This window comes from Streptomyces sp. NBC_00986 (genome assembly GCF_045162565.1).
GTDB lineage: Bacteria > Actinomycetota > Actinomycetes > Streptomycetales > Streptomycetaceae > Streptomyces.
In genome coordinates, this window is the sequence record NZ_CP108733.1 from 10,966,469 (window position 1) to 10,978,003 (window position 11,535).

Consider the following 11,535-nt stretch of genomic DNA (forward strand, 5'->3'; position numbering starts at 1 on the left):
TCTAGTTAGACGAGAATAGCATTCTCATGAATATAACCATGATTCTCGAGATGGTGGCCTCGGGCGGCGACCGACCGGTGGTCACGGCGAACGGCCGCTCCCTGACCGCCTCGGACCTGCTCGCCCGCGCCCGCGCCGCCGCGCACCGTTTTCGGGGCCGTCCGGCCGTGCTGTACCTGGGCCCCAGTCACCTGGCCTACCCGGTGGCCCTGTTCGGCGCCGCCTTGGCGGGCATCCCGTTCATCCCCCTCAACTACCGCCTCGGCGAACACCAGTCGGCCCGCCTCCTGGCCCGCCACCCCGGTGCCCTCGTGCTGCGCCCCGCCGACCTCGACGCCCTGCTGAGCGCTGAAGAGAACGCCGACGCACCGGAGTTGACCCAGGACCAGGACTCCGTGGCCGTGGTCCTCTACACGAGCGGCACCACCGCCGAGCCCAAGGCGGCACTCCTGCGCCACCGGCACCTGCTGGCCTACGTCCTCAACACCCAGGAGTTCGCCTCCGCCGAGGAGGGCGACGCGGCACTCGTGGCCGTACCGCCGTACCACGTGGCCGGGTTGATGAACCTGCTCACGAACCTCTACTCCGGCCGCCGCCTGGTGTACCTGTCCGCCTTCGACGCGGGGGAGTGGCTGGAGACCGCGCGCCGCGAACAGGTCACCCACGCGCTCGTCGTGCCCACCATGCTGGCCCGCATCGTCGCGGAGGTCCCGGCCGACGACGCCGGCACACCCACGCTCCGGAGCCTCGCCTACGGCGGCGCCAGGACCCCGCGGCCCGTGGTGGAACGGGCGTTGCAGGTCTTTCCGGGGACGGGGTTCGCCAACGCGTACGGCTTGACGGAGACGGCCTCCTCGGTCGCGGTCCTCGGACCCGAGGACCACCGCGAGGCGCTTGCGGCATCCGACCCGGCCGTACGGGACCGGCTCGGTTCCGTGGGGCGGCCGTTGCCCGGCGTCGAGATCGAGATCCGTGACGACGACGGAAAGCCGACCCTTACTGGGGAGACGGGGCTCGTGTTCGTGCGCGGGGAGCAGATCTCCGGCGAGTACGGCGGACGCAGCGCCCTCGACGCTGGGGGCACCTCCCAGCCCCCTGGGGCTGGGGGAGGCTGGTTCCCCACCCGGGACCGCGGCCGACTCGACGCAGACGGCTATCTGTTCATCGAGGGACGCGCCGACGACACCATCATTCGCGGCGGCGAGAACATCGCTCCCGCCGAGATAGAGGACGTTCTCGTCGCCCACCCCGGCATCGTCGAGGCGGCGGTGATCGGCGTGCCCGACCCGGAGTGGGGGCAGCGGATCGTGGCCGTCGTGGTCGGCGAGGGCGACCCGGCGGAGGTCCGCCAATGGGTCAAGGACCGGCTGCGCTCCTCCAAGACCCCCGACGCGATCGTGTTCCGCGCCGAACTCCCCAAGACCGAGACCGGAAAGCTGTTGCGCCGCACCCTGCTGGCCGAGTTGGAGACCACCCATGCCTGAAGCAGTCCTCGTGTCCGCCCTGCGCACCCCCGTCGGCACCGCCGTCAAGGGCACCCTGCGCGACACCACCGCGTTCGACCTGGCCCACCACATCGTCGCCGCCGCGGCCGCCACGGACGACCTCGACCCGGACACGATCGACGACGTGATCCTCGGCGAGGGCCTGTACGGCGGCGGGGTCGTCGCCCGGCACGCGGCACTCACCGTCGGCCTCACCTCCGTACCGGGACTCGCCCACAACCGCCACTGCGCCGCCGGACTCGCCGCCGTGCAGAGCGCGGCGGGGAGCATTCGCGCGGGCATGGACGAACTCGTCATTGCCGGCGGCGTCAACTCGGCTTCCACGTCCCCGAAACAGCGTTTCCGCGTCGACGGGGAGTGGGTCGAACCCTGGAGCCCGCCCACGCACCCCGACCGGCCCGACGCCCCCAACCTGGACATGTCGATCACGGTCGGCTGGAACACCGCCGTACGGGCGGGACTCAGCCGTGCCGACATGGACGCATGGGCTCTGCGCTCCCACCAGAACGCCATTCGCGCCATCGACGAAGGCCGTTTCGACGCCGAGCTGGTGCCCATCGACACACCGCACGGCCGGTTCTCCGTCGACGAACACCCCCGCCGCACCACGAGTTTGGAGAAGCTGGCCTCGCTCAAGCCGCTCCACCCGGAGATAGACGGGTTCTCCATCACGGCCGGCAACGCGGGCGGTGCCAACGACGGCGCCGCCGCCCTGGTGGTGGCCAGCGACCGGCTGGGCCTGCCCGCCCTCGCCGTCGTCCGCTCGTGGGCCTCGGTCGGCGCCGACCCCGCCGAGACGGGCCTCACCCCGGTGAAGGTGATCCCCAAAGCCCTTGCCCGCGCGGGGCTTTCGACATCTGACGTCGACCTCTTCGAGATCAACGAGGCCTTCGCCGCCGTACCCGTCGCCGCGGTGAAACTGCTCGGCCTCGACCCCGACCGCGTGAACGTCAACGGCAGCGGCTGCTCCCTCGGCCACCCGGTCGCCGCGACCGGAGCCCGGATGCTGGTCACGCTCGTGCACGAACTGCGCCGACGCGGCGGCGGCATCGGCGTCGCCGCGATGTGCGCGGGCGGCGGCATGGGCTCGGCCACGGTGATCGAGGTACCGGCGCCGTAGTCCGCCCGTTGTCTGTCTCGGTGGTCGAGAGCGTCAAAGCGGTGAAGGGAACAGCGTGGAGGGTTTGAAGGAGAAGGCCGTTCTCGTCGCCGGCGCGGCCACCGGGCTGGGGGCCGCCTCCGCCCGGCGGCTGGCGCACGAGGGCGCCAAGGTCGTCGTCGGCGACTTCGACCTCGACGGAGCCCGGCGGACCGCCGGGGCCATCGGCGACGCCGGTGGCGAGGCGATCGCGGTGGAGTTCGACATCGCCGACGAGGCCTCGGTCGGTGAACTCGTGCGGACCACTGTGCGGACGTACGGCGGTCTCGACGCCGTGCACATCAACGCCGGTGACATGGGCGCCGTTTCCAAGGACACCGACGTCGTCGACATGGAACTCGCTGTGTGGGACCGGACGTTCGCCGTCAATCTGCGGGGCCACATGCTTGTCACCCGGTACGCCGTGCCCGAACTCCTGGCCCGGGGCGGCGGCGCCATTGTCTATACCTCGTCCATCGCGGCCTTCACCGGCGAGGCTGCGCGCCCCGCGTACTCGGCGACCAAGGCGGGCATCAACGCCCTCGCCCGCCATGTCGCCTCCCGCTGGGGCAGGGAGGGCATCCGTGCCAACGCGGTCGCCCCGGGCCTGATCCTGACGCCGGCCATCCAAGAGGGCGCCGCGCCCGACCTGTTGGAAGCGCTGCTCGCCCGCACCCGCAGCACCCGGCACGGCCGGGCCGACGATGTCGCCGGCATGGTGGCCCACCTCATGTCCGACGAGGGTGCCTGGATCAACGGGCAGGTCATCAACGTCGACGGCGGCACCGTCATGCGCTGAGCGCGCGGCAGCGGTCACCCGCCCCGTTCAACGCGCCAGGAACCACACCGTCAGGAGGAGGAGGGGCACCATGAGGCCGCCCGAGATCCACACCCTGCGGCTCTTGCGGGTCCGCTCGTCGTACGAGGCCAGGTCACCGACGAACAACCAGTCGGCGGGTGAGCGGTCGCTGCGGGAGAGCACGGACACCTCCGCTCCGACCTCCGGCGGAAACGTCCACGACCACACCTTCGACGTGACCTCCACAGGCTCACTAGTCTCGGGGACGAACCTGACGGTGGGCCGGTACACCTCGTAGGAGCCGCCGTCGTCGGAGTACGACTTGTCCTCGTACCCCGTCACCACACCGGACGTGCACGTCAGCCGCGCCCTGACGGCCTGGTGATACGAGCGCAGCAGCAGAGGAACGAGTCCGGGTACGACCACCAGCCACAGGACGAGTATCAGGACGCCAGTCGAACTCAACTCGGGCTCCCTTCCGACGAGTTCTATAGCCTGAGGACCAATGGAGTCTGCCAGTTGCCCGGCCGAGGCGTCACTAGGGCAACTCAGCATTGATCGCTCCACACCTGAGCGTGGCTACTCTCCGGGCGCCCGGAAACGCAGCAGCGCCTCCTGCGCGAACGAGGCGACGAGCGACCCCCGCACGGTCAGTACATCGCCCCGGCCGTAGCAGCGGCCGTGGGCGAGGAGCGGACTCTGGTGGCGCAGGAGAAGCCAGTCGTCCGTGGTGAAAGGGCGGTGGAACCACACGGTGTGCGCCGTCACGGCGGAGGTGAACGCCGTTCCCGAATCGTGCTGGGTGACCCCTTCCAGCGGCCGAAGCGCCGTACCGATCAGACTCAGATCGCTCGCGTACGCCGTCAACGCCGGGGCCAGTTCCGGCGCGACAGCCGGTGTGCGCATCCACAGGTCGTACTCGGGCGGCTCCGACTTCGGCGAGTCCACGTCGACGGCGGCCCGGGTGTCCCAGGGAAGCAGCGAGAGATCGACGTCGTGCTCGGCTCCCGGCACCGGGGGCATCGGGAACACGACTTGCCGGTCGGGACCGTCCTCGTGGGAGTGCAGGGACACGGCCGCTACGGCCGCGACCCCCTGCGTCTGCCGCGCCACGACCGTCAACGTGGCGAAGGAGCCGCCCTCATGATGACGCGTCACCTCGTACCGCACCGGCTCCTGCGGCCGTCCCGCCCTCGCGAACTGCACATGAAGGCTCTTGACCGCCTTGTCGGGACAGGCCAGTTGGGCGGCTCGGACGCTCTGGGCGAGCAACTGCCCGCCGAAGATGCGGTGGTAGCCGAGTTGCTGGTTGGCGCCCTCGAACACGTCACGGGGCCGGGCATCGAGGTCAAGGCAGGAGAGCAGGTCGCTCCACAGATCGGTCACTGATTCACTCCTCGGTCGATCACAGGTGGACGAGCCGTGGCGCGGACCCGCCGGCCCGCAGCAGTGCCCCCGCCTCGCGCGTCAACTCCCGTGCGCTGCCCAGCAGTCCGTCCAGCACCATGGCCCGCCGGACGTGCCGGTGCAGATCGTGCTCGGCGGTGAAACCGATCCCGCCGAGGACCTGCTGGCAGTGCCGGGCCGCCGTCAGCGCGGCCTTCCCGGCCGCGGCCTTGGCCAGCAGCGCGCCCAGCTCGTCGTCGACGGCCACCAGGGTCGCCTCGGCGCCGTCCAGCGCCACGAGGGTCTCGGCGAGCCGGTGCCGTACGGCCTGGAAGGAGGCGAGCGGACGGCCGAACTGGACGCGGTCCACAGCGTGTTGGCGAGCCAGCGCGAGCATGGCGCGGCCGGTCCCGAGCAGCCACCAGCCGAGCGCGACCCGGCCCGCGGCGAGGGAGACCGGGGCTCCGACGGGCACGGCGCGCAGGGGGAGTTCGGCGTCCAGGGCCGTCCCGGCGGCAGTGCCGTCGCGCTCCCAGGCGACCCACGCGCCGCCCGTGAACGGCAGCGGCAGTGTGCCGCCGGTCGGCTGGCCGGCCGCGCTCAGCAGGACGTCGTTCAGGAGTGGCGCGTGGGCGCCCGTCTCGCCCAGCAGGCGGAACGTGAGCGGTACGGCGATGTCCGGTTGCTCCGCGAGGAGTTCGGCCCAGCCGAGGTCGGTCAGGGCGGCGTCCAGAGCCTGTCCCGAGGCCGCCGTCATCGTCTTGCGGAGTGTCCCGGCGAGCAGGTGCTCCTCGGCGGCGTCCACGGCTACTCCCTCCCGAGGTCGAGCAGTCGGCGCGCGATGATGTTCCGCTGGATCTCGGCCGTACCGCCGTAGATCGTCGCCGCCTTCGCGTACAGGTACTCCGAGCGCCACGGCGTGTCCGTCAACTCCAGTACGCCGGGCAGGAGGTCACGCACGGTCTCGAAGAGCTGTTGTTCGGCCGTGGCCAGCAGCACCTTGTCGACCGACGTCTCCGCGCCCAGCCGCTCACCCGCGGCCAGGCGACGCTGGGTGGCGTGGGAGCGGCAGCGGACCGTGTGCAACGCCAGGTAGGCGGCGCCGAGTTCGGCGTCGTCCGGGACGCTCGTCTCGGCCAGCAGGCGGTCAAGTCGCGTGTAGAGATGGGCGATCCGGTGCCAGAAGCAGGTCGAGCGCTCGTGCGGGAGCAGGTCCATCGCCAGGCGCCAGCCGTCGCCGGGGCGACCCAGCATCCGGTCGGCCGGCACCGTCACATCGTCGAAGAACACCTCGGCGAACTCGTCCACGCCGTGCATTGTGCGCAGCGGCCGGACGGTGATGCCGGGGGTGTCCATGTCGACGAAGAACGCGGTGATCCCGTTGTGTCCCGGCGCGGTGCGGGTCAACAGGACGCAGCGGGCGGCGAATTGGGCCAGGCTCGTCCACACCTTCTGGCCGCTGATCTCCCAGTGGTCGCCGCGCGGGACCGCCCGGGTGGTGAGGGAGGCGAGGTCGCTGCCGGAGCCGGGTTCGGAGAAGCCCTGGCACCACTGCTCGCGCCCGCTCAGCAGCCGCGGGACCATCTCGGCGGCCAGCTCCGGAGGGGCGTACGAGATCATCGTCGGGGCGAGGACCTCGATCATCGAGTAGATGCCCGGCTCGGCCAACTGCCGTGTGGCGACCTCCTCGCCGAGCACCGCCCTGAGCACCGCGGGCCCGCCGAGCCCCCTCACCTCGGCGGGCCAGCCGTACCGCATCCAGTCCGCGTCGTACAACGCCCGGCGGACCCGGGCCAGTTGAGCGACCTGGGCGTCCAGGGAGTGGTCGGGGCCGGGGGACAGGTCGTGCTCGTCCAGCCAAGTGCGCAGGGCCGTACGGAAGTCGGCGATGTCCATGTTCCCGGGCGCCGAGGAGAGGTTCATGTACCTGGGCGCTGATAGGCGTGCGGGCGGCCCGAGTCGTGCGCTCCGCTGCGGCGGATGAACGTCATCGCCCGCGTGCGCAGCCGCCAGCCCCCGTCCGTGCGGACGTAGGTGTCGTTGTAGTAGCCGATCCGCAGGTCGTGCGTGGCATGGTCCACGAAGCAGAGCGGCTGGGTGCCGGTCGCGGTGTCGCCGGACAGGTCGACGGCCGGTGTCCCCGTGAGGAACAGCCCCTTCGGCGCGGCGGCCACGAGCGCCGGGAACTCGTTGAGGCCGTAGGAGTCCCCGAAGGCGCTGTACGTGCCGTCGGGCGTGAAGACGCCCAGCACCCCGTCCAGGTCACCGCGGGTGATGCACACCGCGTAGCGGGCGAGGAGCTGCTGGATCTCCATCAGGTCGTCGGTCGGACCAGGGGGAGGAGCCGGAACGGGCAAGGAGGACAAGGACTTTCCACCCTTCACCATGAGTGAGAATGGCATTCTCTCAGATGAGTGGCAGATTTCCATGGTGGGTGAGGCGACGTCAACAGTCTCTGTCTGAATGGTTGATTCTCCGTAGACGAGAAGCTAGTTTCCAGCGATGGAGAGGGGAGATCCGACGCGATGGACCAGTTCCTCACCTTCGGGATCGTCGGCCTGAGCACGGCTGCGATCTATGCCGTCATCGGCAGTGGGCTCGTGCTCACCTACACCACCACCGGCGTGTTCAACTTCGCGCACGGCGCGGCCGGCATGCTGTCCGCCTTCATGTACTGGCAGCTGACCGTCGGCTGGGGCTGGCCCGTACCGGTTGCCCTGGTCGTGGTGCTGCTCGTGCTCGCCCCCGGCTTCGGACTGCTCGTGGAGCGGTTCGTGCTGCGGCCCGTCCAGGCCCTCGGCGAAGCCGAACGGCTGGTGATGACGGTCGCACTGCTCAGCGGTCTCATCGCGGCCGCGCGCTGGATCTGGGACCCCAACGTGGCACGGCCCCTGCCGATGTTCTTCGCCGCCCGCAAGCCCATCCACCTCGGCCCGGCCGTCATCACCTGGCACCAGGCCATCACCATGGCGGTGGCCGTCGCCGTCGCGGTCGGCCTGCGCATCCTGCTCTACCGCACCCGCGCCGGAGCCGAGATGCGCGCGGCCGTCGACGACCGGGCACTCGTCGGCCTCACCGGCGCCGACCCGGTCCGGGCGGGCCGCGTCTCCTGGATCCTCGGCACCCAACTGGCCGCGATCGGCGGCATTTTGATCGCCCCGACCGTCACGCTCGACGCCGCCCAGCTCTCCCTGCTGATCGTCAGCGCCTACACCGCGGCGGTCTTCGGCAGGCTGCGCAGCCTGCCGCTCACCTTCCTCGGCGCCGTCGTCGTCGGCTGCATGGAGAGCTACCTGACCGGCTACCTGCCCCAGAACGAATACCTTCCCGGCTTACGGCTCGCCGCCCCCGCCCTGCTGCTCCTCCTCGCCCTGCTGGTCTTCCCGCACCGACGCCTGCGCGGCCGCGAACGACGGCTGGCCCGTGTGCCGGTGCCGAGCGCGCGCGGCACCCTCGTGTTCGCCGCGGTGGTCGTCGCCTTCGGCGCGGTACTGGCCTCCCTGCTCGGAGAAGCCGACCTGATCACCTACGGAGCGATCTTCTCGCTGGGCGTAGTCGCGCTCTCGTACGTTCCGCTCGCCGGGTACGCCGGACAGGTTTCCCTGTGCCAGCTGAGCATGGCCGGCATCGGCGCGGTCGTCTGGGCACACCTCGGTGCGCACGGCGAACTGTGGGCGCTCGGCGCCACGATCCTCGTCTCGGCGGTGGCCGGAGCACTGGTCGCACTGCCCGCGCTGCGGCTCTCCGGCGTGTATCTCGCCCTGGGCACCGCCGCGTTCGCCGTGATCCTCGACCGGTGGATCTTCACCCTGCCTGCCTTCCACATCTTCGGCCTGCGGATCGCCCTGTTCGACCAGGGCTCGGTCGACGCCACCGGACCCGACCTGTTCGGCCTCCGCCTCGACAGCGGACGGGAGTTGATGGTGTTCGCCGCCGTCTGCCTCGCGCTCGCCTCGATCGGCGTGGCGGCCCTGCGCCGCAGCCGCTTCGGCCGGCGGCTGATCGCCCTGCGCGACAGCGAGGCCGCGTACGCCACCCTCGGCGGCAACCTGCTGGTCGCCAAGGTCGCCGTGTTCGCCCTCGCGTCCGGTATCGCCGGACTCGGCGGAGCGCTCTACGGAATGCAACAACGCACCGTCACCGCCGACCAGTTCAGCCTCGTGGCAGGCCTGCCCATCTTCCTCGTCGCCGTGGTCGGCGGACTCGGCGCCGTCGGCAACGGGCTCTTCGCAGGCACCGCGTTCGTCGGCCCGACCAACGCCCTGATCGCCGTCGTCCCCGGCACCGCGAACCTGGTCGCCCTGCTCCCCGGCCTGGCCGGCGTCGGTCTGGGCCACAACCCCGACGGCATCGTCTCCCGCTTCCGCCGGCAGTGGGAACCGCTCGCCCGCGACCGCATCGCCCTGTCCACCCTGCTCTGCGCCCTCGCCCTGGCCTGGGCCCTGCGCTTCACCGATGTCATCAACGACTGGACGTACTACGGCGGTTCGCTCGTTCTCGCCGTCGCGCTCCGCGCCTGGGCGAGCGCCCGGCAGACCGCTCCGGCCGAACCGGAGATCCCCGTCGAGTGGTGGGGCCTACGGCGTGACTGGCGCCCCGAGGACGAGGAGGTGCTGGCCCGTGGCGTCGCTGCAGGTTAGTGGAGTGACCGTCTCCTTCGGCGGGAACCGCGCTCTCGACGGGGTCGCCCTGACCGCCGAGGCCGGCCGGGTCACCGGCCTCATCGGACCCAACGGAGCAGGGAAAAGCACCCTGTTCGACGTCGCCTCCGGACTGCGCAGACCTTCCTCCGGCCAGGTCCACCTGGACGGCCGGGACGTCACCCGGGCCCGGCCCTCCGCCCGCGCCCGACACGGACTCGCCCGCACCTTCCAACGCCTGGAACTGTTCGGCCGACTCAGCGTGCGCGACAACCTCCTGGTCGCCGCCGAACTCGGACCCGAACGCCGCCGCGCCGACCGTATCGTCACCGAGATCCTGCACCGCCTCGGTCTCACCGACCTCGCCGACACCTCACCCGACGCCCTCCCCACGGGAGTCGGCCGCCTCGTCGAGGTGGGAAGGGCGCTCGCGATCCGCCCGAAGGTGCTTCTCCTCGACGAACCCGCCGCCGGACAGGACGCGGAGGAGACCGAACGCTTCGCGGAACTCCTGCGCGCCCTCACCGACGACGGAACCGCCGTCGTCCTCGTCGAGCACGACATGAGCCTCGTGATGGCCGTCTGCGACGAGGTGTACGTCCTCGACCTCGGCAAGATCATCGCCGTCGGCCCGCCCGAGGTGATCCGCAGCGACGAAACGGTTCTCGCCGCCTACCTGGGGGACGCGTGAGCGCACTTCTCGAACTGCGCGGCATCCGCGCCGCCCACGAACGCATCACCGTCCTGCACGGCGTCGACCTCGACGTCGCCGCCGGACAGGTGGTGGCACTGCTCGGCCCGAACGGCGCCGGAAAGACCACCACCCTGCGCGTCGCCGCCGGAGTCCACCCCGTCGAATCCGGCCAACTCGTCCTCGGCGGACGGGACATGACCGGCGCCGACCCCCGCGACCTGGCCCGCGCGGGAGTCTGCCTCATCCCCGAAGGACGAGGCGTCTTCCCGAACCTGTCCGTCCGCGACAACCTCCTCATGATGACCTTCACCGGCCGCAGCCGCGAAGAGATCGAGGAGATCGCGTTCACCCGCTTCCCCGTCCTCGCCCGGTGCGCCGGACAGGCCGCGGGCACCCTCTCCGGCGGCGAACAGCAGATGCTCGCCCTCGCCCGCGGCCTCGCCACCGACCCCGCCGTACTGCTGCTCGACGAACTCTCCATGGGGCTCGCCCCGTTGGTCGTCGGCCGGCTCTACGAACAGGTCGGCGAAATCGCCCGGCAGGGCGTGGCAGTCCTGGTGGTCGAGCAGTTCGCCGCCGCAGTCCTCGACATCTGCGACCATGCCGCCGTCCTCGTACGCGGCCGGGTCGAACGGCAGGGCCACCCCGACGGAGGCCTGCGCGCCGAACTGTCCGCTCTCTATCTGGGGAGTTCCACATGACGTCCACCGAGACGCGAGCGGACCGCTTCGTCCGCGAACTCACCGTCCTGAAAATCCCGGACCCGGCCGCCGGAAGGGCCGTTCTCTGGCTGCGCGCGGGCGCCGCCCTGATGACGATCGGCGTCGTCCTCGGCGTGTGCGCCTACTTCATCTCGCACGACACCAGCGACCCGCTGGTGCAGAACGACGCTCTCACCCTCGGCCTGGCTGCGGTCGCCGGAAGCGTCGTCGGTTCCGCCCTCTTCCTGCGGTACTCGCTCACCGGCTTCCTGCGGTACTGGATGGCCCGCCAGTCCTACGACGTGGAACTCCTCGCCGACCGCCTGCTCGAAAGGGAACTCCGCCATGACCCCACCGGCACCGACGCCGCGCCCCGGTGACCAACTCGCCAGCACCGTCTGCGGCACCCGCGTGGTCGTCATCCGCGCTCCCGCAGCCGGTCAGCCGCAGCCTCAACTGACCTGCGGCGGCTGCCCGTTGGTCCCCGTGGCCGACGCACCTCCGGTGAAGCCCGGACCGGCCGGCACCACCACCCTCATCGGCAAGCGGTACGTCGACACCACCGGGACGCTCGAACTGCTCTGCACCGCCTCCGGCGCGGGCGAACTCACCTGTGACGGCACCCCCATGACCCTGAAGGCGGCCAAGCCGCTGCCCGCCTCCGACTGACCG

The 11,535-nt window shown here is 71.1% G+C and carries 13 protein-coding genes; 8 read left to right on the top strand and 5 right to left on the bottom strand.

Annotated features, from left to right (window positions below):
• The first annotated feature begins 38 nt into the window (after positions 1-38).
• The 3 genes from OG504_RS49450 to OG504_RS49460 are packed head-to-tail and all read left to right on the top strand — an operon-like array spanning position 39 to position 3,442.
• Entirely contained in the window at positions 39-1,484 is a 1,446-nt protein-coding gene (locus tag OG504_RS49450; protein WP_405995713.1) for a class I adenylate-forming enzyme family protein, read from the top strand.
• Positions 1,477-2,625: a thiolase family protein gene (locus OG504_RS49455; protein ID WP_405995714.1), complete on the top strand. Its 1,149-nt coding sequence runs from the start codon at positions 1,477-1,479 to the stop codon at positions 2,623-2,625. Before OG504_RS49450 ends, OG504_RS49455 begins: the two co-directional genes overlap by 8 nt.
• A 55-nt stretch (positions 2,626-2,680) precedes the next feature.
• The gene (locus OG504_RS49460; RefSeq protein ID WP_405995715.1) at positions 2,681-3,442 is read left to right on the top strand and encodes an SDR family NAD(P)-dependent oxidoreductase; all 762 of its coding nucleotides are present in this window, start codon (positions 2,681-2,683) and stop codon (positions 3,440-3,442) included.
• Positions 3,443-3,469: 27 nt separating this feature from the next.
• On the opposite strand, the gene OG504_RS49465 is transcribed toward OG504_RS49460, so the two are convergent.
• The 5 genes from OG504_RS49465 to OG504_RS49485 form a co-directional block, all read right to left on the bottom strand.
• Positions 3,470-3,907 (bottom strand): hypothetical protein, encoded by a 438-nt coding sequence (locus tag OG504_RS49465; RefSeq protein WP_405995716.1) that lies wholly within the window; start codon positions 3,905-3,907, stop codon positions 3,470-3,472.
• A 114-nt stretch (positions 3,908-4,021) separates the two neighbouring features.
• Positions 4,022-4,828 (bottom strand): acyl-CoA thioesterase, encoded by an 807-nt coding sequence (locus OG504_RS49470; RefSeq protein WP_405995717.1) that lies wholly within the window; start codon positions 4,826-4,828, stop codon positions 4,022-4,024.
• Between the two features lie 19 nt (positions 4,829-4,847).
• Positions 4,848-5,633, bottom strand: a complete 786-nt coding sequence (locus OG504_RS49475; protein ID WP_405995718.1) for an acyl-CoA dehydrogenase family protein — start codon at positions 5,631-5,633, stop codon at positions 4,848-4,850.
• 2 nt (positions 5,634-5,635) lie between these two features.
• Entirely contained in the window at positions 5,636-6,751 is a 1,116-nt protein-coding gene (locus tag OG504_RS49480; protein WP_405995719.1) for an acyl-CoA dehydrogenase family protein, read from the bottom strand.
• Positions 6,748-7,143 (bottom strand): nuclear transport factor 2 family protein, encoded by a 396-nt coding sequence (locus tag OG504_RS49485; protein ID WP_405995720.1) that lies wholly within the window; start codon positions 7,141-7,143, stop codon positions 6,748-6,750. Before OG504_RS49485 ends, OG504_RS49480 begins: the two co-directional genes overlap by 4 nt.
• A 210-nt stretch (positions 7,144-7,353) precedes the next feature.
• Here OG504_RS49485 and OG504_RS49490 point away from each other — a divergent pair, with 210 nt between their 5' ends.
• The 5 genes from OG504_RS49490 to OG504_RS49510 are packed head-to-tail and all read left to right on the top strand — an operon-like array spanning position 7,354 to position 11,532.
• Entirely contained in the window at positions 7,354-9,468 is a 2,115-nt protein-coding gene (locus tag OG504_RS49490) for an ABC transporter permease subunit (RefSeq protein ID WP_405995721.1), read from the top strand.
• A gap of 4 nt (positions 9,469-9,472) precedes the next feature.
• Positions 9,473-10,159, top strand: coding sequence for an ABC transporter ATP-binding protein (locus OG504_RS49495; RefSeq protein WP_405995722.1), 687 nt, complete (start codon positions 9,473-9,475; stop codon positions 10,157-10,159).
• On the top strand, positions 10,156-10,863 hold the full coding sequence (locus OG504_RS49500; protein ID WP_405995723.1) for an ABC transporter ATP-binding protein: 708 nt from the start codon (positions 10,156-10,158) through the stop codon (positions 10,861-10,863). The genes OG504_RS49495 and OG504_RS49500 overlap by 4 nt, the downstream gene beginning before the upstream one ends.
• Positions 10,860-11,243, top strand: a complete 384-nt coding sequence (locus OG504_RS49505) for a hypothetical protein (protein ID WP_328685621.1) — start codon at positions 10,860-10,862, stop codon at positions 11,241-11,243. Before OG504_RS49500 ends, OG504_RS49505 begins: the two co-directional genes overlap by 4 nt.
• Positions 11,209-11,532, top strand: a complete 324-nt coding sequence (locus OG504_RS49510) for a hypothetical protein (protein ID WP_405995724.1) — start codon at positions 11,209-11,211, stop codon at positions 11,530-11,532. The genes OG504_RS49505 and OG504_RS49510 overlap by 35 nt, the downstream gene beginning before the upstream one ends.
• Positions 11,533-11,535 lie beyond the last annotated feature (3 nt).